Annotated in this window: 23 protein-coding genes, 1 pseudogene and 1 riboswitch; of the genes and pseudogenes, 8 read left to right on the top strand and 16 right to left on the bottom strand. The window is 63.8% G+C overall.

Features of this window, described 5'->3' with window-relative positions; translation table 11 throughout:
• Positions 1–201 precede the first annotated feature (201 nt).
• Together QA643_RS02830 and QA643_RS02835 are read left to right on the top strand one after the other, a co-directional pair.
• Entirely contained in the window at positions 202–1,476 is a 1,275-nt protein-coding gene (locus QA643_RS02830; protein ID WP_283031701.1) for an MFS transporter, read from the top strand.
• A gap of 5 nt (positions 1,477–1,481) precedes the next feature.
• Positions 1,482–2,141, top strand: a complete 660-nt coding sequence (locus QA643_RS02835; protein WP_283031702.1) for a glutathione S-transferase — start codon at positions 1,482–1,484, stop codon at positions 2,139–2,141.
• Positions 2,142–2,418: 277 nt separating this feature from the next.
• Here the strand turns inward: QA643_RS02835 and QA643_RS02840 are convergent, their stop codons facing one another.
• From QA643_RS02840 to QA643_RS02850, 3 genes are all read right to left on the bottom strand, one after another.
• The gene (locus QA643_RS02840; RefSeq protein WP_283031703.1) at positions 2,419–4,161 is read right to left on the bottom strand and encodes an amidohydrolase family protein; all 1,743 of its coding nucleotides are present in this window, start codon (positions 4,159–4,161) and stop codon (positions 2,419–2,421) included.
• An 87-nt stretch (positions 4,162–4,248) separates the two neighbouring features.
• Entirely contained in the window at positions 4,249–5,478 is a 1,230-nt protein-coding gene (locus QA643_RS02845; RefSeq protein ID WP_283031704.1) for an MFS transporter, read from the bottom strand.
• Between the two features lie 353 nt (positions 5,479–5,831).
• Positions 5,832–5,987 (bottom strand): hypothetical protein, encoded by a 156-nt coding sequence (locus QA643_RS02850; RefSeq protein ID WP_283031705.1) that lies wholly within the window; start codon positions 5,985–5,987, stop codon positions 5,832–5,834.
• A gap of 168 nt (positions 5,988–6,155) precedes the next feature.
• Between QA643_RS02850 and QA643_RS02855 the strand changes: the two genes are divergently transcribed.
• Positions 6,156–6,398 carry a hypothetical protein gene (locus QA643_RS02855; RefSeq protein WP_283031706.1) on the top strand — a complete coding sequence of 81 codons (243 nt, stop codon included), beginning with the start codon at positions 6,156–6,158 and terminating at the stop codon, positions 6,396–6,398.
• A gap of 31 nt (positions 6,399–6,429) precedes the next feature.
• On the opposite strand, the gene QA643_RS02860 is transcribed toward QA643_RS02855, so the two are convergent.
• Positions 6,430–6,717, bottom strand: a complete 288-nt coding sequence (locus QA643_RS02860) for a hypothetical protein (protein ID WP_283031707.1) — start codon at positions 6,715–6,717, stop codon at positions 6,430–6,432.
• 317 nt (positions 6,718–7,034) lie between these two features.
• On the bottom strand, positions 7,035–9,308 hold the full coding sequence (locus tag QA643_RS02865; RefSeq protein WP_283031708.1) for a TonB-dependent receptor: 2,274 nt from the start codon (positions 9,306–9,308) through the stop codon (positions 7,035–7,037).
• 112 nt (positions 9,309–9,420) lie between these two features.
• Positions 9,421–9,619, bottom strand: a riboswitch (cobalamin riboswitch).
• Between the two features lie 135 nt (positions 9,620–9,754).
• Here QA643_RS02865 and QA643_RS02870 point away from each other — a divergent pair.
• Both QA643_RS02870 and QA643_RS02875 read left to right on the top strand, forming a co-directional pair.
• Positions 9,755–10,798 (top strand): iron ABC transporter permease, encoded by a 1,044-nt coding sequence (locus QA643_RS02870; RefSeq protein WP_283031709.1) that lies wholly within the window; start codon positions 9,755–9,757, stop codon positions 10,796–10,798.
• Complete coding sequence (locus QA643_RS02875; RefSeq protein WP_283031710.1) at positions 10,795–11,571, top strand: ABC transporter ATP-binding protein; 777 nt, start codon at positions 10,795–10,797, stop codon at positions 11,569–11,571. The genes QA643_RS02870 and QA643_RS02875 overlap by 4 nt, the downstream gene beginning before the upstream one ends.
• Before the next feature lie 185 nt (positions 11,572–11,756).
• Here QA643_RS02875 and QA643_RS02880 read toward each other — a convergent pair whose 3' ends face one another.
• From QA643_RS02880 to soxC, 11 genes and pseudogenes are all read right to left on the bottom strand, one after another.
• Positions 11,757–12,797 (bottom strand): MBL fold metallo-hydrolase, encoded by a 1,041-nt coding sequence (locus QA643_RS02880; protein WP_283031711.1) that lies wholly within the window; start codon positions 12,795–12,797, stop codon positions 11,757–11,759.
• Between the two features lie 30 nt (positions 12,798–12,827).
• A pseudogene (locus QA643_RS02885) lies at positions 12,828–13,273 on the bottom strand (DsrE family protein).
• Between the two features lie 152 nt (positions 13,274–13,425).
• Positions 13,426–13,887: a hypothetical protein gene (locus QA643_RS02890; protein ID WP_283031712.1), complete on the bottom strand. Its 462-nt coding sequence runs from the start codon at positions 13,885–13,887 to the stop codon at positions 13,426–13,428.
• Complete coding sequence (gene soxB / locus QA643_RS02895; protein WP_283031713.1) at positions 13,884–15,632, bottom strand: thiosulfohydrolase SoxB; 1,749 nt, start codon at positions 15,630–15,632, stop codon at positions 13,884–13,886. Before soxB ends, QA643_RS02890 begins: the two co-directional genes overlap by 4 nt.
• A gap of 130 nt (positions 15,633–15,762) precedes the next feature.
• Positions 15,763–16,080 (bottom strand): hypothetical protein, encoded by a 318-nt coding sequence (locus QA643_RS02900; RefSeq protein WP_283031714.1) that lies wholly within the window; start codon positions 16,078–16,080, stop codon positions 15,763–15,765.
• Positions 16,077–16,943: a sulfur oxidation c-type cytochrome SoxA gene (gene soxA, locus QA643_RS02905; protein ID WP_283031715.1), complete on the bottom strand. Its 867-nt coding sequence runs from the start codon at positions 16,941–16,943 to the stop codon at positions 16,077–16,079. The genes QA643_RS02900 and soxA overlap by 4 nt, the downstream gene beginning before the upstream one ends.
• Entirely contained in the window at positions 16,940–17,251 is a 312-nt protein-coding gene (soxZ, locus tag QA643_RS02910) for a thiosulfate oxidation carrier complex protein SoxZ (RefSeq protein ID WP_283031716.1), read from the bottom strand. The genes soxA and soxZ overlap by 4 nt, the downstream gene beginning before the upstream one ends.
• Before the next feature lie 20 nt (positions 17,252–17,271).
• A complete protein-coding gene (gene soxY, locus QA643_RS02915) occupies positions 17,272–17,766 on the bottom strand; it encodes a thiosulfate oxidation carrier protein SoxY (protein WP_283031717.1) in 495 nt (164 codons plus the stop codon).
• Positions 17,767–17,797: 31 nt separating this feature from the next.
• Positions 17,798–18,142: a sulfur oxidation c-type cytochrome SoxX gene (gene soxX, locus QA643_RS02920; RefSeq protein ID WP_283034688.1), complete on the bottom strand. Its 345-nt coding sequence runs from the start codon at positions 18,140–18,142 to the stop codon at positions 17,798–17,800.
• A 44-nt stretch (positions 18,143–18,186) separates the two neighbouring features.
• A complete protein-coding gene (locus QA643_RS02925; RefSeq protein ID WP_283031718.1) occupies positions 18,187–18,858 on the bottom strand; it encodes a cytochrome c in 672 nt (223 codons plus the stop codon).
• Positions 18,842–20,050, bottom strand: a complete 1,209-nt coding sequence (gene soxC, locus QA643_RS02930) for a sulfite dehydrogenase (RefSeq protein WP_283034689.1) — start codon at positions 20,048–20,050, stop codon at positions 18,842–18,844. Before soxC ends, QA643_RS02925 begins: the two co-directional genes overlap by 17 nt.
• A gap of 253 nt (positions 20,051–20,303) precedes the next feature.
• Here soxC and QA643_RS02935 point away from each other — a divergent pair, with 253 nt between their 5' ends.
• The 3 genes from QA643_RS02935 to QA643_RS02945 all read left to right on the top strand — a co-directional run bounded on the left by QA643_RS02935 (position 20,304) and on the right by QA643_RS02945 (position 22,783).
• Complete coding sequence (locus QA643_RS02935) at positions 20,304–20,669, top strand: metalloregulator ArsR/SmtB family transcription factor (RefSeq protein WP_283031719.1); 366 nt, start codon at positions 20,304–20,306, stop codon at positions 20,667–20,669.
• Positions 20,670–20,716: 47 nt separating this feature from the next.
• Entirely contained in the window at positions 20,717–21,400 is a 684-nt protein-coding gene (locus QA643_RS02940; RefSeq protein WP_283031720.1) for a DUF938 domain-containing protein, read from the top strand.
• 138 nt (positions 21,401–21,538) lie between these two features.
• On the top strand, positions 21,539–22,783 hold the full coding sequence (locus QA643_RS02945) for an MFS transporter (RefSeq protein ID WP_283031721.1): 1,245 nt from the start codon (positions 21,539–21,541) through the stop codon (positions 22,781–22,783).
• The last annotated feature ends 28 nt before the right edge of the window (positions 22,784–22,811 follow it).

Below are 22,811 nucleotides of genomic sequence, written 5' to 3' on the forward strand. Positions count from 1 at the left end.
TGCAACATATCAGGGCGAGTGCGCGGGATCACGGCCTCAATTCGCGCGGCGACGTGAACGTGATCCGGCCTAAGGCGAGCGCCTGGTGCAGGTGCTTCGCGGAAAATCCCGGTTGCCTTGCCTGCAACGCCCCTTGTACCATTGGAACCGGCCGATCTTACAGAGCCAGCAAAGACATAAGTACAGACGGGGAAAACAGCCATGACCGCGCAACCGACGCCCGCAGGCGCTTGGAAAATCACCTTCCTGCTGTTCCTGTTCATGCTGGTGAATTTCGCCGACAAGATCGTGGTCGGCCTCGCCGGCGCGCCGATTATGGATGAGCTGAAGCTGTCGCCGGAGCAGTTCGGCTTCCTCGGCTCCTCATTCTTCTTCCTGTTTTCGATCTCGGCCATCGTGGTGGGCTTCATCGTCAACCGTGTCGACACCCGCTGGGTGCTGCTGGTGATGGCGGTAATCTGGTCGGTGGCGCAGTTTCCGATGGTCGGCACGGTGGGTTTCGTGACGCTGGTGATCTGCCGCATCATCCTCGGGGCCGGCGAGGGGCCGGCTTTCTCGGTGGCGGCGCACGCGATCTATAAATGGTTTCCCGACGAGAAGCGCACGCTGCCCACCGCCATTCTCTCCCAGGGCTCGGCGTTCGGCGTGATCCTCGCGGTGCCGGCGCTGAACTGGATCATCGTCAATCATAGCTGGCACTACGCCTTCGGTGCGCTCGGCGTGGTCGGTCTGATGTGGGCGGTGGCCTGGCTCGTCATGGGCAAGGAAGGCCCGCTGGTGCAGACGGTCGAAACCGCCGCCGCTGATCCGCGCGTTCCTTACTTTCAGCTTCTGACCTCGCGGACCTTCATCGGCTGCTGTGCGGCGACCTTCGGCGCCTACTGGGCGCTGTCGCTCGGCTTGACCTGGTTCACACCGTTCATCGTCAAGGGGCTCGGCTTCACGCAAAAGGATGCCGGCTGGATATCGGTACTGCCCTGGATGTTCGGCGCGGCCATCGTGCTGCTGACGGGGTGGATTTCGCAGGTGATGCTGGCGCGCGGCTATACCACGCGCGGCGCCCGCGGCGTGCTCGGCTCGGTGCCGCTGATCGTCGGCGGAGCGATCCTCTCGGTAATGCCGCATGTCAACGGCGCCGGCCTGCAGATCGCACTCCTCGTGGTGGGCTCCGGACTGTGCGGCTCGATCTATGTGGTCTGCCCGCCGATGCTCGGCGAGTTCACGCCGGTGCAGCAGCGCGGCGCGGTCATTGCTATCTACGGCGCGATCTACACGCTGGCGGGAATGATCGCGCCTTCCGTGATGGGCGTCGTGATCCAGAACGCAGCGGTGCCGCTCGACGGCTACATCACCGGCTTCACCATCAATGCCGTGATCATGGCGGCTTCGGGCCTGCTCGGGCTGCTCCTGCTGTGGCCGAATTCGGAGCGCAAGCGGCTGATGGCCCAGGCGGCGGCTCAGCCGAAGTTTGCGTGAACGGAATGGCCCGCTATCGGCTTCATTGCATTGGCGCCTCGGGCAATTCCTACAAACTGGCCCTCTATCTGAACTGCGCGGGCCTCGACTGGGAGCCGGTCGGAGTAGATTTTGCCGGCGGCCAGACGCGCGATCCGGACTGGCGGACCAAAATCAACGCAATGGGCGAAGTCCCGGTGCTGGAAGTTGACGGCCAGTTGATGTCTCAGTCGGGCGCGATCCTGATCTGGCTTGCGGAAACCACCGGCAAGTTTGCGCCCGCCAACGACCAGCGATACGAGGCCCTGCGCTGGATCATGTTCGACAATCACAAGTTCACCAGCAACCATGCGATGCATCGGTTTCAGAATTCATTCATGCCGGAGCCAGTGCATCCCGCCATACTGTCGTTCCTGCGCGCGCGCACCGAGGCGAGCTTTGCAATTGTCGAAAAGCATCTCGCAGATCGGGCCTTCATGCTCGGTGACAAGCCAACGATCGTGGATTTTTCCTTGGCGGGGTATGTGTATTACCCCAAGGAAGAGACCGGCTTCGACATCGCGGTGGATTTTCCGGCGCTCCACGCCTGGCGCCAGCGCCTCGCGGCGCTGCCGGGCTGTCAGCCGCCCTACGAACTGATGCCGGTGGGTTCGGATCTGCGGCAAACGATGCGCCGCCCTGCATAGCCTTGCAGCCTGTAGCCCGGATGAAGCGCAGCGCAGCCCGAGACCAGCTTGTCAGATTGTGGGACCCCGGGTTTTGCTTCGCTCCACCCGGGCTACGCTCTATCCGTCGTCCCTGCGCACGCAGGGACCCCGAGCGTGAGCGCAATGCGCTCATCGCGGCGCCGCGGCCCATCCATTGAGGCGCTATGGCAGACGCCTGACTTCGACAATCAGCATTGGTGGTTATGGGTCCCTGCGTTCGCAGGGACGACACCTGTTGTGTTGAAGCTTGGCCGCCTCAACTCGCCGCCGCGTCGAGTTGCGGCTTTGAGCCCTGCGCGCCGCGCACCAGTTTGCCCGGGCGGGCGCCGGTAGCCTTGCCGCCGCGCTGCGTCACCACGCCGGAGACGATGGTCGCATCGTAGCCGTCGACCTGCTGCATCAGGCGGCGGCCGCCGACCGGCAGGTCGTAATGCACTTTTGGCGGATGCAGGTGCAGGCGATCGTAATCGATCACGTTGACGTCGGCCTTGAAACCCGGGGCGATCACGCCGCGGTCGTAGAGGCCGACCGAGAGCGCCGTCTTGCGCGACTGCGCTGCCACCACGAACGGGATCGACAGCTTTTCGCCGCGGCTGCGGTCGCGCGTCCAGTGCGTCAAGAGATACGTGGGGAAGCTGGCATCGCAGATGATGCCGCAATGCGCGCCGCCGTCGGAGAGACCCGGCACGGAATTGGCGTGACGCAGCATCTCGCTGACAGCATCCAGATTGCCGTCCGCATAATTGAGGAATGGCACGTAGAGCATGCCGCGGCCCTCGTCCGTCAGCATCGCATCATACGCCAGCTCTTCCGGCTGCTTGCCCAAGCGGCGGGCCTGCGCACCCAGCGTATTCTCCGGCGGTTGCTCATAGTCCGGCGGATTGCCGAGCAGGTACATCTTGTCGTAGTTCGGCCGGAAGAACAGCGGATCATCGGTCGCGGTGGCGTGCTCGCTCAGGATGGCTTTGCGCACTTCCGGCCGGCGCAGCCGCGCGAGGCGCTCGGCGAGCGGCAGATGCGCAATCGCCTGATAGCTCGGATGGGTCTGGAACGGGTTGCGCGATAGTTCCAGTCCCAGCATCAGCCCGACCGGGCGGGCAGCGATCTGCGCCGTGATCGACAGGCCGCGTTCGGAGGCTTGTTTGATGGTGTCGAGCGTCTGGCGCCAGCGCTGCGGCGCCTTGTCGTTCTGGGTGATCGAGAACGACACCGGAATTTTCGTGTTCTCGGCAACCCGCAGCATCATCGGCAGGTCTTCGTTGATGGTGGAGAGGTCGAGCACGAATTGCAGCACGCTGCGTCCCTTGGCATGCATCGCCGCCGCGATGGCCGTGAGTTCATCCTCGCCGGCCTTCAGCGTCGGCGTGAAGTCACCGGTCGAGGTGCGGTGGTTCAGTGTGCGCGAGGTCGAGAAGCCGAGTGCGCCGGCCTTTACGGCGTCGCCAGCCAGCACGGCCATCGCCTTGTTGTCGTCGGGCGTGGATGGATCGCGGCGAGCGCCGCGCTCGCCCATCACATAGACGCGCAAGGCGGCATGCGGCAGTTGCGCGCCGACGTCCATATCGAAGCTACGCTTCGACAGCCAGTCCATGTAATCCGGAAAGCTTTCCCACGCCCAGGGAATGCCGGCGCTCAGCACCGGCTCGGGAATGTCCTCGACGCCTTCCATCAACTGGATCAAGCGGAGATGATCCTCCGGACGGCACGGCGCGAAGCCGACGCCGCAATTGCCCATGATCGCTGTGGTGACGCCGTTCTGTGAGGAGGGCGTGATGTCCTGGCTCCAGGTGACCTGGCCGTCATAATGGGTATGGACGTCGACAAAGCCTGGCGTGACCAACTTGCCCTTGGCGTCGATCTCTTCCCTGCCCTTGCCGGCGACCTTGCCGACTTCGCTGATGCGGCCGCCGGTGATCGCAACATCGGCTTCGAAGAGATCGCCACCCTTGCCGTCGGCAACGGTGCCGCCACGGATCACGAGGTCGGGGGTCGAGGTCATGGCTTCCATCCCGGTTTTGTTTTGTTGGCGCATCATCTGACGCCGTCCGATGCTGTCAACCGCCGGGGATGGGGTTCAGAAATCCGTTTATGCCTTGGCGGGTTCCGCCGGCTTGCGGTCGGTCACCAGCGCCAGCAGGACCGTCAGCACCATGAAGGCGACGGAGGCGCCGAACACCCAGTGCGGCAAATGCTGGTCCATGATCCAGCCGAACAACAGCGGTGAGAGAATGCCGCTGAAATTAAAGCCGGTGGAGACGATGCCGAAGGCGCGGCCCGCAGCGCCCGCCGGCGCTGCGTTGCGGACCAGCATGTCGCGCGAGGGCGCGATCACGCCGCCGAGAAAGCCGGCCAGTCCCATCGCAGCGGTGAGCACCACCGACGGCAGGTTGATCGTCGCAATGACCGTGATGATGACGGCGTTGATGCCAAAACAGGCGGCGGCGACATTGCCGTGGCGCCTCGTGCGGTCGGCAAGATAGCCGCCGGCGAGCACGCCGGCGGCGCTGGCGCCGAGAAATGCGGTCAGCGCGATGTTGGCGGCCGAGAAGGTCACGCCATAGCCGCTCATCAGCGCGACCACGCCGAAATTGCTGATGCCGGCATTGGACAGGCCGAGCAGCATGAAGAAGATCGTCAGCACGATGATGGCCGGCGTCAAGATACTCTGCTGCTGATCCGGCGCGCCGTCGGTCTTGCGATCGGCCGAGCTCGCATCGGGAATCCGGGCCGCGATCAACAGCAGCGCGACGAGCGGCCCGACCGCACCGGCCACGATCAGCGCGCCGAAACCGCCGACGGCGGCCACCAGTGCAGCCATGATCGCCGGCGCCACCGCACCGCCGAGAAAGCCCGCAAACGTATGGATCGAGAAGGCGCGGCCCATCCGCGCTTCATCCATATGCGTCGAGAGGATCGCGTAATCGCAGGGATGATAGACGCTGTTGGCGAGGCCGAGCAGCGCGGCGCTGGCGATCAGCGAGACGTAGCTGAGATGCAAGCCGAGCACGATCAGCGCAAGCCCGCCAACGGTCAGCCCGATCAGCAGCACCTTTCGCGCGCCGATATGGTCGGCGAGATACCCGATCGGCGCCTGCGTCAGGCCGGAGACGACGCCGAACACGGTGAGCGCAAAGCCGAGCTCGATATAGCCGACGCCAAGCTGCTCTTTCAGGAACGGGAACAGCATCGGCAGCACGAACAGGTGGAAATGGCTGACCCAATGCGCGATCGAAATCGCCGTCAGCGTACGCAGCGCCGTGTCTGCCTTGGCAGTATCAGTCTTGGCTTGTTGCAGTGCGGCCAGAATATCGACCATGTCAGCTCAAATTCCCGGATCGTTAAAGTCTTATCGAGCCCGCTGAAAATATAGGCAGGCCGTTATTTGTCCATGAATGCCACTGCATGGCTGCCCCGGCGCAGGGCAGGGCGCGGGCATCGCCCCATCAAATCGCGACGATCAAGCCGGCTGCGGCAGCTTCGGCGCGCCTCTGCAAGCATAGGGTAATAGAGTTCGGAGACGTCGCCTAAGCAAGCTCGTCATCGCCCGGCTTGACCGGGCGACCCAGTAATCCGAGGCGTTTGCTTTTCGATGCAAAGACCGCGGCGTACTGGATCGCCCGCTTTCGCGGGCGATGACGACCTGACTTGCCTTGCCTGCCGTACTTGTCGCTACAACGGCTCATCGTCATTGCCGTGGCGGTCGCGCTTTGGCGTGGCGATGTCGCCGTCCTCGTGGTCGTCGTCCTCGACCGGAATGCGCTCCGGCTTCTTCGGCTTATCCTCCGGCTGTTTCGGAGGTTCGTTCTTTCTGCCCGTTCCGCCCATGTGATGCCTTTTCGGATGAGCAATCGGCGTTTGCGCTGCATGCCGACTCATTGTATCGGCATGATCTCAATCTGACCGCGTTCGGGTGCATCCTAGCGCCGGTCAGAGGATTCTTCCTGCCCTTTTTGCGGCGTTTCAGCCCGAAGGGCGTTCACATACGGAGCCAGCATGAAGAAGCCCCGCCCTGTGGTGGACGAGCCGCAGCCGCGCAAAGCCATCCGCGCCGACAAGGCGCCGACCACCGGCTATTCGCTGGTGGTCGACGGCCATTTCAAAACGCATTACGAAACGGTCGAGGCCGCCGAAGAGGCTGGCATGGCCCTGAAGAACAGGTTTCAGATGCTTCAGGTGCAGGTGTACGACGCCGAGAACAAGACGCGATCGATGATCGATTGGCCGGGTCCGGCCTGACGCATCGGGGTTTCGCGTCTGTCCCGCCGGATCAGATGCGCCGTCCGCCGCTTTGCTGGCTCGCCAGCCAGTCGGAAAGGGCGGGGGTCTTCTCGGCCGGCTTCCTTGTTGCCTTGCTCGTTGTCTTGGCGGTGCGCGTCTTTCTGGCGGTCGGCGCGCGCTGCGGCTCAGCGGCTTCGCGCGCGAGGCGCAATGCCCTCAACCTTGCCATGTTATCGAGCGTGGCCTTGGCGGCGGCTTCCCGCTCTGCCAAGGCGGACCTGGCATCCTCGGCCGCCCTTGCGGCCTTGTCGGTACGATCTTGATCGTCGTTCGTCATTTCAAGTCAGTCTCAGTCCATTTGTTGTTTTTAACCGCGCGTCCGACCGAATCCGCCGCGGATCGGCGCCGTCTTCGACGCTCGCGTTCCTGTCACGCCGTTTGAGTTGCGACAGATATGTCGAGCGATTTTGCGGCTTCATTTATCACGGGATCCGATCACGGAAAGCGTTATTTTTGGTCGAAAAGATGTCGCTTTCTTTTCAAATCAATCGCGACCGTGCCATTCCGTAATATCCAAAAACCATTCTCCCGGGCGGAGCTGCCCGGGAGAATATCGTTTCGCCGGATCCGGCATGGCCGGACCGGTCATTCCGCTCAGAAAGTCGCGCCCGCCTTCACCATGAAGGTGCGGCCCGGCAGCGGATAGGCGGAGAAGCGGCCCGGTGTGAATGAACTGGCGATCGCGTAATCGTAATAGAGCGCGTTGAACAAATTGTTCACGCCGACCGACCAGAAGAAGCGATCGTAGGCGCCGCTCAGTTTCAGATCGACGGTGGCGTCCGCCGGAATACGCCGCTGAGTGTTGGCCTGGTCGTTGTCCATGAAGCGTTCGCTCCAGGCGCGCACCGTGGCGTCGAACACGAGATAGTTCTGCCAGATGTTCCAGGTCACGCCGCCGCTCGCGGTGTAGCGCGATACCAACGGCACGTCGTTACCGGCGAACTCCCCTTCGCGAAACACGGCGCGGGTGTAGGCCACGCCGCCGCGGAGCGTCACGGTGTCGCTGACCCTCAAGGAGGCGCTGGTCTCCGAGCCGTAGCGGCGGGTCGGACCGAGGTTGACGTTGTAGAACAGTGCTGGAATGAAATGGATCTCATTCTCGAGATCCATGTTGTAGATGCCCGACTGCATCTGAAAGCCACCGCTCTTGATGCGGAATCCGCCCTCGATGTCGTGCGAGGTCTGGGTCTTCAACTGGAAAGTCCCTGGAACGAAGAAGGGGCCGTTGGAGACACGCTCGTCGACGGTTGGGGTGCGGAATGCGCGCGCGGCGCGGCCGAATACCGAGAACACGCTATTGAAGCGGTGCTCGAGGCCGGCATGCAGCGCGTATTGTGTTTCGTTGCTGTCGAGCGGAGAGGCCGCGGGGCTGCAATTGAAGAACATGGCGCAACCGGGCGCATTGGGATCGAACCGATCGCGGGCACTCAGGCTGGTGTTTTGAATCCTGGCGCCATAGGAGAAATCGGTCGTTGGCAACAGGCCGATCGTTTGCTGCCAGTAGCCGGCCAGCGTCTGTTGCGACAGGTCGTAGATGTGGGTGGGCGCCAGGCCTTTGAACGCTCCACGGTCCTGATTGAATGTCGCATCGTAATAATCGATGCCGGTCAGTATCTGCGAGGGAATTCCGAAGATCGAATTTTTGACGCTCAATCGCGGCGTGATCGACCAGGTCAGCAACGCTGCGTCGTTATAGGTGGAGGAGAAGCTCGGAAGTGGCGAGGCAAATGGCACCGCGCCGAAGAAACCGCTTTGCGTATCCTTCTTCCGGAAGCCGCCGTCGACGATCAGGTCGACGCCGTTCATGATTGTCTTGGTAAAGCCGGTGGTGGCGCTGGCGCCCTGCTGGTTGCCGTAGTCGAACGGCGTATTGGTGCCCCTGCGGTCAGTCACGAGTTGATTGAGTCCGATTGAGGGATCGACGGTGCGTCCGCCCGGGAATCCGAGCTTCTGGTCGTCACCGGTTACCGTAAGGAAGGCCTTGAGGTCCGGTGTGCTGTAGTTGAGATTGCCTACCCCGTTGCGCTGGTCGAGCGCGTTGTTGACCCGGTAACCATCAGACTTGATGGCGTTGCCATAGAAGGACGTCGACCAAGGTCCGTAATTGGTCGCGGCTGAGATATTCGCAAGCCGCTGGTTGAAGGAGCCGACACCGGCCTCTGCGCGCATCGCGACGGGTGGGCCGCCAACGCCATCCTTCAAGACGATATTGACGACGCCGCCGACCGCATTGTCGCCGTAGAGCACCGCACCGCTGTTGCCGCGGGTGATTTCGATCCGCTCGATCGACTGGAGCGGGATGGTCGAGAGATCGACGCCGGCCATGTCGATATCATTGAGCCGGCGACCATTGATAAGGACCAGGGTGTTGGCAGTGGCAAACGCGCCGAAGCCGCGGAGATCGACCGACGTCTTGGCGCCGTTGACGCCGCCATAGAGCGATTGCAACTGCACGCCCGGCTGTTGCGCAATGATCTCGGATAGCGTCTGCGCCGGCGAATGCGAGATCTCGGCTGCCGTGATCACCGTCGCCGACGCGCCGACGATGCCGGAGAACTGCCGGCCGCCGCTGCCGCCCGCGCCTTGCGAAGCGCTTTGCGACGAGGCATCCGAGCCGGGCCCTGATGCGGGCCGCGCGCCGGTCGATGGCGCAGCGGCCGGCACGACGCGGCGCGAGGTCGATGGTTCATCGTAGGTCGGTTTCGCGCGGGTCCGGTTCGGGTCGGTGGGCGAGGTTATCTCAATCGGCGGCAATGGCTCGGATGGCGTCTGCGCGGCTGCGCCGGAAATGCCGAGCGATACGATCGGCACCAGGAAACTGGAGGCGAGCCAGAAGCGGCGTTGCCGCATGGGGGTGGTTGAAGACATGGTCGAGACCTCGGTATGACGTCAGTGGCACGTCACAGCGAACCAAGTCTCACCATGTGCTCTCAGCAGCTCAGGTGAAGCTAATGCCTGTACTCCCCGACCGACATCTTCGCGTGTGACCACGGCTGACGGCAGGTCTCCTGGCTCGCGGGTCGTTACCCCATCGTCGCCTTCCCAGGACCGAGATGCCCAGTGGCCTATGACGAAGGATTCGCCGCTTACAGTTGCGGGGGCAGCCGCGGAATTGGGGATTTCCCCGCACCGCATTCCCTTTTGATCCCCAAACGGGAACCGTCGGGAACTATGGTAGAAGTTTGTCAAATAGCGAGTCAATCCGCCGGAGGCGCTCTCGCAATCCTCACTGGACAAGTGCGCTATTTTTGTCGCATGCGCGGCGCCTGCCGGGCGCCTGTACCTCAGCGCGCAAAACTGCTTTAGGACGATCGATGAGTGTCGAGGCCGTAACCCTGACCAACGCGGACGCCGCGCGCCGGCGTATCGGCGCGACCTTCGCGTTATCAGCGCTCGTTGTGCTGCTGATGCTGATCTCGCTCGCTATCGGGCCGGTCCGGCTGACGCCACCAGCGGTCGCGGAGGCGTTGTTCGGCGGCGGCAGCGACGTATCGCAGGTCATTGTGCGGGAAATCCGCCTGCCGCGGACGCTGCTGGCGCTGGCGATCGGCGCCATTCTCGGATTATCGGGCGCATCGCTGCAGGGCCTGTTGCGCAATCCGCTGGCGTCGCCCTCGCTGTTCGGCGCGCCGCAATCGGCCGCGTTCGGCGCGGTGCTGGTAATCGCACTGGGCCTTGCCGATGTGCGCTCCTATGCGCTGCCGGTCGCGGCGATCATCGCCGCCTTCGGCTCGGTGTTCGTGCTGCTGTCGATCGCGGGGCGCAATGCCGGGTTATTGATCCTCATTCTGTCGGGACTTGCGATCTCGAGCTTTGCCGGAGCCGCGACGGCGCTGGTGATGAATCTCTCCAGCAATCCCTTCGTGGTGCTGGAGATCGCGTTCTGGCTGCTCGGATCGCTGGAGGACCGCAGCTTTCAGCACGTGATGCTGGCGTTTCCCTTCATCATATCAGGCGCGGCCATGCTGCTCAGCCAGCGCCATGCCTTTCGCGCGCTCAGTCTCGGCGAGGAGACCGCGCAAAGCCTCGGCGTCGATGTCGGCCGTCTGCGGCTACTAGTCATTTCGGGCGTCGCGCTCGGCGTCGGCGGGGCGGTCGCGGTCACCGGCACGATCGGCTTCATCGGCCTGGTCGCGCCGCATCTGATGCGGCCCGTGATCGGCCATGATCCGGGCCGGCTGCTCGTCCCGAGCGCGCTCGCCGGCTCCGCGCTATTGCTGGCAGCGGATATCGCGGTACGCATCATCCCCTCGACGTCGAACATCAAGGTCGGCGTGCTGACCTCGATCATCGGCGTGCCGTTCTTCCTCTATCTGATCATGCGCGAGCGCCGCGCGCTCGGCGGAGGTGTCGCATGAGCGAGCTGCTGACCGCAACCGGGCTCAATGTGCGGCTCGCCGGCCGTATCGTGCTGCAGGATGTCTCGCTGGCGCTGACGGCGGGCCATCTGGTGGCGCTGGTCGGTCCCAACGGCGCCGGCAAGACCACACTGCTGCGCGCGCTGGCGGGATTGATCCCGTCCGAGGGCGCGATCGAGATCGGGGGGCAGGCGCTGTCGTCGCTGCCGCTGCGCGAGCGCGCAAAGCGCTTCGGCTATCTGCCGCAGGGGCACATGGTGCACTGGCCGCTGCCGGCGCGCGATATCGTGGCGCTCGGCCGCTATCCGCACGGCGCGACCGATCCGGCGCGGCTGTCGCCTGCGGATGCCGAGGCGGTGCTGCGCGCGATGCAGGCGGTCGACGTAACGGAGTTCAGCGATCGCCGCGTCACCGAACTATCCGGCGGCGAGCGCAGCCGCGTCGCGCTGGCCCGTGCGCTGGCGGTGGAAGCGCCGGTGATCCTGGCCGACGAGCCGACCGCTTCGCTCGATCCGCGGCACCAGATCGACGTCATGCAGAATTTGCGCGCGACTGCCGACAAGGGCGTGCTGGTGATCGTGGTGACGCACGATCTCGGGCTTGCCGCGCGCTTTGCCGATCACGTGCTGGTGCTGCGCCAGGGCCGCCTGGTGTCGCAGGGCGCGCCGGCCGAGGCGCTCTCCGAACAGGTAATGGCAGATGTATTCCGGATCAGCGCCTATCGCGCGGAACACCAAAACGAAGCCGTGATCGTGCCCTGGGCCGACGTCTGATGCGACGGCGGCAGCGTTGAAAGTTGTGGGGGGCAGGAGCCGCAAATACCGCGTCGTCCCTGCGAAGGCAGGGACCCATAACTACAGGGCGTTGTAATTCAAGCTAGGCGTCAGCCACGGCATTCACTCATCGGCGCCACGGCGTATGGGTCCCTGCGTTCGCAGGGACGACGACATCATCTTGACTACCCCTGCACCACCGGCCCGCCGACCTTCTTCCACGCGTCGATACCGCCCTCGATATGCGCGGTATTGGCGAGCCCCGCATTCTTCGCGGCGGCTACCGCCATCGCCGAGCGCTCGCCGAAGGCGCAGAAGAACACCACGCGGCGGCCGGTCGCGGCGGCGACCTCGCGCAGCATGCCGCCGGGCTTCAGGCTCTCGGCGATGCCGGGATAGGGCGCGTGCAGCGCGCCCGAGATCGTGCCGTGCTTGGCGCGCTCGCCGGCCTCGCGCAGATCGACGAGCAGGATATCGGGCCTGCCGAGGCTGTTGATGGCGTCGCGCGCGGTGAGCGCCAGCCCCTGCTTGGCGAGATCCTCTTGGTGCAGGCCGACATGCATGTTGGCGGGCACCGCGACGTCCATCATCTTGGGATTCGGCAACTTCAGGTTCGCCATCAGCTCGATATATTCGTCGACGTTGCGCACCTGCAGCCGCGGATTGTAGCGCTTCTCCTCGCCGATGGTGGAAACCGTGTCACCCTTGTAGTCATGCGCGGGATACACCAGCGTTTCCTCCGGCAGCTTCAAGAGCCGGTTGAAGATCGACTCATATTGCGCGCGCGAAGAGCCGTTCTGGAAATCGGTGCGGCCGGTGCCGCGGATCAACAGCGTATCGCCGGTGAAGACGCGGTCGCCCATCAGATAGGAATAGGAATCGTCGGTGTGGCCGGGCGTGTACATGACGTCGAGGCTGACGCCCTCGATCGTCACCTTGTCGCCGTCGGACACCCGCATCGACACCACGTCGGCCTTGCTCTGCTCGCCCATGATGGTGATGCACTGCGTGCGGTCGCGCAGTTCGCCCAAACCCGTGACGTGGTCGGCATGCAGATGGGTGTCGACCGCCTTGACCAGCCGCAGATCGAGTTCGCGCAGCAGCTGGCAATAGCGGTCGGCCTTCTCCAGCACGGGATCGAGGATCAGCGCCTCACCGCCGGCGCGGCTTGCCAGCAGATAGCTGTAGGTGCCGGAAACGCTGTCGAAGAGTTGGCGAAAGATCATGGCTGTATGCCCGTTGAATGTCTGGTCAGATCAGGGCCGCACATAGCTCCAGCCCTGTTCCTGCAATTCCATCAAATGTACCACGCCTGAGGGCACGATGGTGGCATCAGACACAATTGTGATCGCGCGCCCCTCGGCCTTTTCCATGTTCTGCCTGGTGTTGTTGCAGGCGGAAAACTGCACATTGCCGGGGAACGCCATGTCCTTCAGCCGCTTCAGGCGATCCTGCACCGGCGAGGTATCGGCGCGCAGCTGTGCAGGCCCGGGCCGTAGGCGACGATGTCGATGTCTACGTCCTCTTTCCTGGCGCGGTAATATTCGATGACGTTGCTGGCGTTGTTCAGCGCAAGATTCATCACCTGCGGGTCGTTCTGGTTGACCTGGATGGCGAGGCGATGCGTCTTGACGTCGGCGGCGAGGGCGCTGGAGGTGAGAGTAAACAAGAGCAGCGCGATAGTTGAAAAACGGCGAAGCATTACGGATTCTCCGATTTAAAGCGAAAATCTATCCTTCGTCATTGCGAGCGGAGCGAAGCAATCCATACATCCGTTATGCCGTGACATGGATTGCTTCGCTCCGCTCGCAATGACGAGGAGGCACCCTCGCGTCTCGCTTCACGCAACGACAATCACGGCCTTACCAGCGTATACCCATTCTCCGTCAGAAACAGAATCTGAGCGACGCCGACCTGCACCGGCGTTGCCGCCGCGATGAACTCCGGCCGCTTGCCGCTCTCGCGCTCCAGCGTATCGACGGTGTTGAGGCAGATGTCGAAGCGCGCGCCCTGCACCACCAGGCTCTCGACCATCTTACGGTTCGGGTTTTCCGGCCGCAGCAAATCGATGCCGGGGCCGAATGCCACGATTTCGATCGCGACCTTGTCTGGGTCGTAATGCTTCATCAGGTTGCTGGCGACGCTGAGCACGAGGCTCTGCTTGCGCGGGTCGTTGTCGGAGAGCTGCAGCACGATCTTGTGCTCGGCAAACGGCTTGTCCTGCAGCGGCGCCTGCTGGGCGCGGGCGCTCGGGGCGGCGGCTGCGATCAGAAGCGCCGCGATCCCCGTGCGAGCGATGGCCGCAAAGCCCATCATAACTGTCCCGCAATGCCCGGATTGCCCTCGACACCCTTCAGCGTGACGCCGGGCGCTGCCCGGTTTGGCGGCTTGCCCGATTTCAAATGGCTGGTGACGACGTCCCAGATCGGCGCGCCGCTCTGCTCGTTGACCGAGGCCCAGCCGGCCACTTTGTAGCGCTTGCCGGCCTGCAGCGCATGGCCGTTCTCGAGCTTCAGATCGGAAATCCGCTTGCCGACGGATTCAGCCGGCGTGCAGGTGTAGTGCAGGCCGCCGACGCGAACCATGTCGCCGCCCTGCTGGTAATATGGATCGGCGTTGAAGAGATTGTCGCAGATGTCTTCCAGCACGTCCTTGATCTGGCCGCCGGTCATGGTCGCCACGTAGGTCTCGGGATAGCTGACGGCGGTCTGCGCCAGCACGTCCTCCATGGTCAGCGGCTGGCCCGCCAGCGCCGTGGTGCCCCAGCGGAAGCCCGGCGACAGCGCGATCTGGGCGTTCAACTCGCCGAGCAGCGCGTCGCAGATCAATTGGTCCATGCTGCCGCTGAAATTGCCGCGGCGATAGAGCAGGCGATCGGCGACGCCGACCTTCTCGCCGAACGCGGCCGCCTGCGGTTCGCGGAGCTTGTCGACCAGCGCCTGCATCGCCGGATCGGACTTCAGCAGTTCAGAAAACACCGGCAACAGCCGGTAGCGCACATCCTTGACCTTGCCCTTGCCGATGTCGAGATCGAGCACGGCCAGAAACTTGCCGTTCGAGCCGGCATTGGTGACGAGCGTAACGCCGCCTGCATTGGTCACGGAGACCGGCTGCGGCACGGCATCATGGGTGTGGCCGCCGAGAATGACGTCGATGCCGGTGACGCGGCTGGCGAGCTTGAGGTCGACGTCCATGCCGTTGTGCGACAGCAGGATGACGGCATCGACCTTGTCGTTGCTGCGATGGGCATCGACGAGCTTCTGCAGCTCCTCATCGCGGATGCCGAATTTCCAGTCCGGCGTAAAGCGCTTCGGATGCGCGATCGGCACGTAAGGGAATGCCTGGCCGATCACAGCGATGCGATGCCCGCCGATTTCCTTGATGGTGGAAGGCTTGAACACGCGCCCCGAGGCCGGATCGAACGCCTTGGCGTCGTTGAAGGCGGCCTCCTCGGTGAGGAAGACGTTCTGCGCCAGGAATTCGCCCTTGAAGCGTTCGAGGTTGGCGCGTAGCGCCTTTTCGCCATAGGTGAATTCCCAATGGCCGGTCATCGCTTCGATGCCGAGCAGGTTGGCGGCCTCGACCATGTCGGCGCCCTGCAGCGTATTGGCAAGGCCGGAGCCCTGCCAGAGATCGCCGCCGTCGAGCAGCAGTGCGCGTCCGCTGCCGGCCTCGCTGCGCAGGCGGTCGATCAGCGTCTTCAGATGCGCGAAGCCGCCGAGCTTGCCGAAGCGGCCGGCGGCCTTCTCGAACTCGACGCAGGTGAAGGCATAGGCGTCGGCGCTGTCGGGCCGGATGCCGAAGCGATCGAGGAAGGCGCGGCCGACCAGATGCGGCGGGTTGCCCTGCATCGGCCCAACCCCGAGATTGACGCTCGGCTCGCGGAAGAACACCGGTCGAAGCTGCGCGTGGGTGTCGGTGAGGTGCAGGATGCGCGCATTGCCGAAGCGCTCGAGATCGTAGACGCCGGCGTTGTCGGCGCCGCGCGCGAACCGCGGCAGGCTGCCCGAAAGGGTCGCGGCGCCCGCGAGCATCAGAAAATCGCGGCGGCGGATGGTCATGCGGGTCTCACGCGTCGTAGCGGCGTCATTGTTTGCGCATGATCTCCGCGCAAACGCGTTCTGCGTTTGTCGCGAGGAAAGACCGGTTTCCACTTTGCACTAACGTGGCCCTCCGGATCCGGATCATGCTCTAGCGTATTTCCATATCCTTCCAGCGGGTCTTCTCGCTGGTGGCCTGGAAGATCGAAGCCTTGGCCAGTGCCTCGGCTTCCTTGGCGGAGGCGGTGGCCTTGTCGAAGTCGCCGGCATCGGCCGCCTTCTTCGCCGCGGCCAGCGTGTTCGCCGTGGTGGTCCACTGGTTGCGCAGCTTGCCGGCTTCCTTGTTGGCGGCGTCAGCCGCGGCGTAGGCCGCCTTGAACTCCTCCTCGGAGCCCGCCGCACGCGCGGATACGGCGCTAGCGGCGAGCAGCGCCAGAACAAACGCTGATTGCTGTATCATGTTCCTCATGGCCGCGCTCCCGGACCCGAAATCGGCAGCCCGTTGCTGACATAGGACAGATAATATTCGACGTTGCGGTATTCGTCGTCCTGCGGGCTGAGTGGCACGGCGCGGATCTGGCTGTTGCAGGTCGTGAAGCGGCGGCTGGTCGTGCCCATGCCGCTCCATTCCGAGCGGTAGATCGGCATCGCGTTGACGATGCCGAGCGCGGGGGCCAGGATTTCGGCGCGGATGCGCTCACCCGGGCTTTGCACGTGGCAGGTGGCGCAGGAGAAGTTGAGCTGGCCGCGCCGCGTGTAGAAATATTCCTTGCCCTTCTCGTAGGCCTCCAGCGCGCGCGGGTCGTTCGGAATCTTGATGTCCATCAGCTTGCCGCGCGAGGTGAAGGCCATGTAGGCGGTCAAGGCCGCCATCTCGTCCTTCACATAGGAATAGGGTTGTTCGCCATTGGCCTCGCGGCATCGGTTCAGCGCCAGTTCAAGCGTGACGACCTTGCCTTCCTTCTCGTCGAAGCGGGGATAGCTCTGGCGGATGCCGATGCCGCCGTTTTCGAAGCAGTCGGCATAGGTTTTGCCGTTCTTGAACGGCTTGGCGAACATTTCCTTGCCCATTTCGAGCGCGAACTCGTAAGGCGGGAATTGCTCCTTGTCCTGCCACTGCCGGTACAGGTCCTCATTCATCGAATAGGGACCGTTGACGAAATCCTCGAGCTTCACCTTCGGGAATTTGTCAGTGAAGAATTTCTTGAACGCCTTGGCGTCGGCGACGGGATCGACCTTGTCGGCGGCGCCGGACGGCAGGGCGCTCGCGAGCGTCAGCGCCGCGAGCGCCAGCGCTGCGGACGCCAGAGTGATCGCGGATCGCAGCTTCATTGGATTTTCGCCGTGGTGGTATCGGTGGCGCCCTTGTTGTCGACCCAGCTGATCTTCAGCTCGTCGCCCTTCTTGCCGCCCTTGAAGGCAAACTTGACGTAGGGGTCCTTGGAGACGCCGCCGCCCCAGTCGGCCGCGAACACGGTCTTGCCGTCATGTTCGAAGGTCAGCTGCTGGATGAAGTGCGGCGGAATCAGCTCGCCCTTCGAGTCCTTCACAAAGCCGGAATCCATCGGGTGCTGGATCAGCGCCTGCACCTCGGTGGTCTCGCCGCTCGAAGTGGCGCGCACGCGAATGGTCGATGCCATGTTCGTTCTCCCTCGAGGACCTAACCGCCGCAGCCGCCGACGGTAACTTTGACTTCCTTGACGGCGCTATAGAGTTTGCCGCCGGCTTCAACCAGCACGGTCACGTTGCTGGTCCTGGCCATCTTGATGCGGTTGGCGACGTTCGGCAGCGTACCGGCCGGAATGCTGTACTTTGCGATCAATACGTTCGGATTCTCGCTGACGAGGAACGCGATCGAGGTCACGTCGGCCAGCGTGGTGGAAACCGCGATCGGCACCACGGCGCCGTTCTCGGCGATTTCAGGCGCGTCCATCTTCACCTTGTCCGAGGGCTCGGCGGTCTTGCCGTAAAGCGCCTTGATGACATCGGCATCGCTCTTCTGCTTGAACGCCTCTTCCGGATATTTGTCGTTGGCGGCGGCGAATGCGCGTGTGAGGTCGAGCGGGACGATGCCGAGCCCAACCAGCGTCAGCACGCCGGCGCCTTTTAGGATCAGCCGCCGCGTCGCCGAAAAGTCATTTTCCTTGCTGTTCATCTAAAGAAATCTCCTGCGGCGCGTGCCGCGTTCAAAGGGTCTGCAGGAAATCAACCACCGCGTTGATTTCCTTTTCAGTCAGGATTCGGTTGCGCCCGAACGGAGGCATCACGGTCAGCGGATTGCGGCGGGTTTCGTCGTGGAGAATGGTGACGAGATCCTCGCGCTTGGGGTATTTGCTCTTGATGTCCACCAGCTCGGGTCCGATCGTGCCCGGTAGGTCGCCGCCCTTGATGACGTGACAGGTCAGGCAATTGCCTTTGCTGCGGTCGAAGGCGAGCTTGCGACCTTCATCCACCGTGGATTGTGCGTGCGCAAGGCCGGTAAAAGCGACAGTGCCGATCGCCAGAGCCAGCGCGAAGGCCGGGAACCTCACGGATTTCGTCTTCAATGGAGCGATCACAGGCGTTTCCGTCATTTCTATTTTGGTTGCATCGTATCCAGCGGCCCGGTGGTGCGCGGCGTCAGGTTTCTGCCCTCCGCGGTCGACGAAATCTTGACGTCGGCGGCGTTTGTGCAGGCGCTCATGCAGGGCTTGGCCGCGGTATCGGGGCGCGGGTCGGTCCAGATGAAGCTGTCGCGATTGCGCATTTTGACTTTCGGCAGACTGTTGCGATCGGCAACAAATTCATGGGGAACGAGGTCATTCAGGTTCAGAATATAGGCGGTCAAAGCATAAACGTCATCCGCTGACAATGTGTGCGGCGCGGGCATCGGCATGGCGCGGTTAATATAGTCCCATAGGGTCGGGGCAAACGGCCAGTAGCTGCCGACCGTCGGCTCCGGACGCTCGTCCCGGAGCGATCCGACGCCGCCGACCAGCTTGGGAAACCGGCCTTCGCCTTCGCCAAAGGTTCCATGGCAGGCGGCGCATTGCTCGGCATAGACGTCGGCGCCGCGGTCGACCGTGCCCTTGCCCGGCGGCAGGCCGGCGCCGTCCTCGCCGCGCACGTCGATATCCCATCCGGCGATCTGCGCTGGCGTTGCCGCTGTTCCGTAACCGAACGCGCCTGGTTCGGCCGCCCCGGCGAGACTTCCAGCGGCCAGCAGGAAGGCGAGGGCCGGCAGGGTAATCTTACGCGAGCTGAACATTGAACACGCTTCCGTCCGGCTTGACCTGCCAGGTCTGGATCGAATTGTTGTGGTAGACCGAGTTCGAGCCGCGCTGCTTGCGCAGCTCTGCAATCGTCGGCTGCACGTAATCAGTCTCGTCGACCACGCGGGAGGCGACCAGCGCCGGGCGGCCGTCCCAGCGCCAGGGCAGCGTGAATTTCGTCAGCGCCTTCGATAGCACCGGCTCATGCAGCCGCGCACTCTGCCAGTTGACGCCGCCATCGGTGGAGACGTCGACGCGTTTCACCTTGCCGCTGCCGGTCCAGGCAAGGCCCCTGATCTCATAGACGCCGGGGCCGTCGAGCGGCTTTTCCGGGCAGGGAAAGGTGACGACCGATTTGGCGTCCATTAGCCAGGTGAAGCCGCGCGAGGTGCCGTCCGGCATCAGGTCGGTGTATTTCGAGGTTTCCTCGCGGCTGTGCCACGGCTTTTCGCCGAGCTTGATCCGGCGCAGCCACTTGATGTTGACGTTGCCTTCCCAGCCCGGCACCACCAGCCGCAGCGGATAGCCCTGTTCGGGCCGCAGCGCCTCGCCGTTCTGCGCATAGACGATGAGGCAATCGTCCAGGCATTTGTCGAGCGGGATGCTGCGGTTCATATGCGCGCCGTCGGCGCCTTCGACCATCGCCCACTTCGCCTCTTTCTTGACGCCCACTTCCTCCAGCAGCGTCGACAGTTTTACGCCGGTCCATTCGGCGCAACTGACCATGCCGTGGCTGAACTGCAGCGAGTTCATCTGCGCGGCGCGCCAGTTCATGCCGCCATTGGCCGGGCATTCGATGAAGTGAATGCGCGAGGTCTGTGGGAAGCGCAGGACGTCCTTCATCGTCAGCAGCAGCGGCCGCTCGACGAGGCCATGGATCATCAATTTGTGCTGCGCCGGATCGACATCGGGCCGCCCGGCATGGTGGCGCTCGAAGAACAGCCCGTTTGGCGTGATGATGCCGTGCAGGTCCTGCAGCGGCGAAAAGCTCACTGAGGATTCCGCGCTGGCGGTGAGCCAGGGCACGTTGCGGCGGATGACGGAGGCTTCGGTATCCGCAGGCCGTCCGTAGGGCCGGTCGACCACGCCCGCGCCAATCGATTGCGACCACGGCGCGTCCGCGGGCGGAGATGGCTGCGAAGGCTGGGCGATGGCGGATTTGCCGCCGAGGGCGAGGCTGCCGGTCAGGGCCGCGCCGAGGCCAAGAAGGCCGCGCCGGCCGATCCGCGCAGGCGAACCGGCGGTTTCAGGGAGAACAACGTTGCTGCTTGGCGATCTGTAGCGCACGTTCCTTCTCCTTGCGGCCAATTCGCCGCATCATTTATTGCTTTTTCGAAGCGGTATCCACATTTGCTAATTTAGTCAATGCTAAAGAACCGCCGGAGCGCTAGAGTGTCGGGCGTGCTTCGCAGGCACGGAAAACCATCCCGGATCTTACGCCATGAGAGCAGTCGCCGCGGCAGCCAAAAAGCCGCAACCGGCCCCCGGCGCCGACGATGCGGCGGCGCTGAAAAAGTTGGCGAAGCAGGCGGGCGAGGCTGCGCAACTCCTGAAAATGCTCGCCAACGAGAAGCGTTTGCTGGTCCTGTGCTTTCTCGCCGTTCGCGGCGAGATGACGGTCGGCGAACTTGTCGGCGTAGCGAAGCTGAGCCAGTCGGCCTTGTCGCAGCATCTGGCGAAACTGCGCGCCGATGGCCTGGTCGAATTCCGCCGAACCTCGCAGACACTGCATTACCGGGTGGCGGATACGCGCGCATTGCGCTTGTTGCAGGTGCTGAAAGAGATTTATTGCGGTGAACTGAAGTGACCTCTTCGGTGTTTTGAATACGCAAGGAATTTCAGGCGAGGCGGACAATGGCCGAATATGTCGTGGAATTCGGCAAGGATGGCCGGCCGGTCGAGCCCGACGGGCGGCTCGATGCGGCGGCGTTTCATCGCAACCATGCGCCGATCTGGTCAGTGCTGCAGACATTTCTCGCCGGCAAGTCCGGTGACGTCGTCGAGGCCGGCAGCGGCACCGGCCAGCATGTGGTTCATTTTGCCAAGCATGCGCCTGACATCACCTGGTGGCCGAGCGATCTCAACGAAAACCACCTCAAAAGCATCGAGGCGTGGCGCGCCTATACGGCGCTGCCGAATATCCGTCCGCCGCTGCGCATCGATCTTTCCGATCCCGCCTGGTGCCCGGCGATGCATGACGGCAGCGGACCCGCCAAGCTGCTTGCCGTGTTCTGCGCCAACGTGATTCACATCGCGTCCTGGCGGGTGGCCGAGGGGCTGTTCGCCGGCGCCGGCCGTTATCTCGGCGCCGATGGGCGCCTGTTTCTCTATGGCCCGTTCAAACGCGACGGCAAGCACACCGCGATGAGCAATGCCGTGTTCGACACCAGCCTGCGCGAGCAGGATGCCGAATGGGGCGTGCGCGACATCGCCGATCTCGAGAAGCTTGCTGCCGGCGCGGGCCTTGCGCTGGTCGAAGCCGTGCCGATGCCCGCCAACAACATGATCCTGGTTTTCGCGCGATCGGCCGGGTCTTAGGTCAACAATTCCATCGAGCGTGACGGGAGCGCATAGCGCGCGCCCGTTTGCGCCGGTTGATTGCACCGACTAGCGTCTTCATAGTGCCGGCAAATCGATCGATGAGGCTCCCCCCGGGGCCGGCCGGGCGGGAAGCTGATGTTGGATACGACTGCCACCGAAGAGATCGCCAATGACGCACGCGCGCGGGCCAACGTGCTGCGGCTTGCCGCGGCGCAGGCGCTGACCGGCGCCAACTCGGCGGTCATTTTCGCCACCGGCTCGATCGTCGGCGCGACGCTGGCCCCAAACATCTCGCTCGCGACCGTGCCGCTCTCGATGTATGTGCTGGGCCTGGCCGCCGGCACGTTGCCGACCGGCGCGATCTCGCGCGCCTATGGCCGCCGCATCGCGTTCATGATCGGCACGTTCTGCGGCGTGCTGACCGGCGTGCTCGCCGCCCTGGCCGTGCTCTACGCTTCGTTCTGGCTGTTCTGTGGTGCGACGTTCCTCGGCGGCCTCTATGGCGCGGTCGCACAGTCCTACCGGTTTGCCGCGGCCGATGGCGCCAGCGCAGCGTTCCGCCCGAAGGCGCTGTCATGGGTGATGGCCGGCGGCGTGTTCGCCGGCGTGCTCGGTCCGCAGCTCGTGCAGTGGACTATGGACATCTGGCCGCCCTATCTGTTTGCGTTCAGCTTCGTGGTGCAGGCGTTCGTCGCGCTGGTGGCGATGGCGGTGCTGTCGGGTGTCGATGCGCCCAAACCCGCACCGTCGGACATGCATGGCGGGCGGCCGCTATTCGAGATCGCGCGGCAGCCGCGCTTCATCGCCGCCGCCCTGTGCGGGGTGATCGCCTATCCGATGATGAACCTCGTGATGACTTCGGCGCCGCTCGCCATGAAGATGTGCGGGCTGACCGTCAGCGATTCCAATTTCGGCATTCAATGGCACATCGTGGCGATGTACGGGCCGAGCTTCTTCACGGGATCGCTGATCGCGCGCTTCGGCGCGCCAACGATCGTCGCGCTCGGCCTCATGTTGGAGGCCGCCGCCGCAAGCATCGGCCTTTCCGGCATCACCGTGATGCATTTCTGGGCGACGCTGTTCGTGCTCGGGGTCGGCTGGAACTTTGCCTTCATCGGCGCGTCCGCGCTGGTGCTGGAGACGCACCGGCCGCAGGAACGCAACAAGGTGCAGGCCTTCAACGATTTCCTGGTGTTCGGGATGATGGCGGTGGGCTCGTTCTCGTCCGGCCAGTTGCTGGCGCATTACGGCTGGTCGATGGTCAACATGGTGGTGTTCCCGCCGGTGCTGCTCGGTCTCGCGGTGTTGTCGTTCGCGTCGTTCGCCAAGCGGCGGGCGAAATTGCGCGCGGTTGACCAAATTCCAGATCCGGGCATCTAATTCAGTACCTGTCGTTCAAGTCAATCGA

The sequence above is a fragment of the Bradyrhizobium sp. CB3481 genome (assembly GCF_029714305.1).
GTDB lineage: Bacteria > Pseudomonadota > Alphaproteobacteria > Rhizobiales > Xanthobacteraceae > Bradyrhizobium.

What these genes read in the sequence shown, in the direction of transcription:
- QA643_RS02830 (WP_283031701.1), top strand. Translation starts at nt 202, where the DNA reads ATGACCGCGCAACCGACGCCCGCAGGCGCTTGGAAAATCACCTTCCTG.
- QA643_RS02835 (WP_283031702.1), top strand. Translation starts at nt 1,482, where the DNA reads ATGGCCCGCTATCGGCTTCATTGCATTGGCGCCTCGGGCAATTCCTAC.
- QA643_RS02840 (WP_283031703.1), bottom strand. Translation starts at nt 4,161, where the DNA reads ATGACCTCGACCCCCGACCTCGTGATCCGTGGCGGCACCGTTGCCGAC.
- QA643_RS02845 (WP_283031704.1), bottom strand. Translation starts at nt 5,478, where the DNA reads ATGGTCGATATTCTGGCCGCACTGCAACAAGCCAAGACTGATACTGCC.
- QA643_RS02850 (WP_283031705.1), bottom strand. Translation starts at nt 5,987, where the DNA reads ATGGGCGGAACGGGCAGAAAGAACGAACCTCCGAAACAGCCGGAGGAT.
- QA643_RS02855 (WP_283031706.1), top strand. Translation starts at nt 6,156, where the DNA reads ATGAAGAAGCCCCGCCCTGTGGTGGACGAGCCGCAGCCGCGCAAAGCC.
- QA643_RS02860 (WP_283031707.1), bottom strand. Translation starts at nt 6,717, where the DNA reads ATGACGAACGACGATCAAGATCGTACCGACAAGGCCGCAAGGGCGGCC.
- QA643_RS02865 (WP_283031708.1), bottom strand. Translation starts at nt 9,308, where the DNA reads ATGTCTTCAACCACCCCCATGCGGCAACGCCGCTTCTGGCTCGCCTCC.
- QA643_RS02870 (WP_283031709.1), top strand. Translation starts at nt 9,755, where the DNA reads ATGAGTGTCGAGGCCGTAACCCTGACCAACGCGGACGCCGCGCGCCGG.
- QA643_RS02875 (WP_283031710.1), top strand. Translation starts at nt 10,795, where the DNA reads ATGAGCGAGCTGCTGACCGCAACCGGGCTCAATGTGCGGCTCGCCGGC.
- QA643_RS02880 (WP_283031711.1), bottom strand. Translation starts at nt 12,797, where the DNA reads ATGATCTTTCGCCAACTCTTCGACAGCGTTTCCGGCACCTACAGCTAT.
- QA643_RS02890 (WP_283031712.1), bottom strand. Translation starts at nt 13,887, where the DNA reads ATGATGGGCTTTGCGGCCATCGCTCGCACGGGGATCGCGGCGCTTCTG.
- soxB (WP_283031713.1), bottom strand. Translation starts at nt 15,632, where the DNA reads ATGACCATCCGCCGCCGCGATTTTCTGATGCTCGCGGGCGCCGCGACC.
- QA643_RS02900 (WP_283031714.1), bottom strand. Translation starts at nt 16,080, where the DNA reads ATGAGGAACATGATACAGCAATCAGCGTTTGTTCTGGCGCTGCTCGCC.
- soxA (WP_283031715.1), bottom strand. Translation starts at nt 16,943, where the DNA reads ATGAAGCTGCGATCCGCGATCACTCTGGCGTCCGCAGCGCTGGCGCTC.
- soxZ (WP_283031716.1), bottom strand. Translation starts at nt 17,251, where the DNA reads ATGGCATCGACCATTCGCGTGCGCGCCACTTCGAGCGGCGAGACCACC.
- soxY (WP_283031717.1), bottom strand. Translation starts at nt 17,766, where the DNA reads ATGAACAGCAAGGAAAATGACTTTTCGGCGACGCGGCGGCTGATCCTA.
- QA643_RS02925 (WP_283031718.1), bottom strand. Translation starts at nt 18,858, where the DNA reads ATGTTCAGCTCGCGTAAGATTACCCTGCCGGCCCTCGCCTTCCTGCTG.
- QA643_RS02935 (WP_283031719.1), top strand. Translation starts at nt 20,304, where the DNA reads ATGAGAGCAGTCGCCGCGGCAGCCAAAAAGCCGCAACCGGCCCCCGGC.
- QA643_RS02940 (WP_283031720.1), top strand. Translation starts at nt 20,717, where the DNA reads ATGGCCGAATATGTCGTGGAATTCGGCAAGGATGGCCGGCCGGTCGAG.
- QA643_RS02945 (WP_283031721.1), top strand. Translation starts at nt 21,539, where the DNA reads ATGTTGGATACGACTGCCACCGAAGAGATCGCCAATGACGCACGCGCG.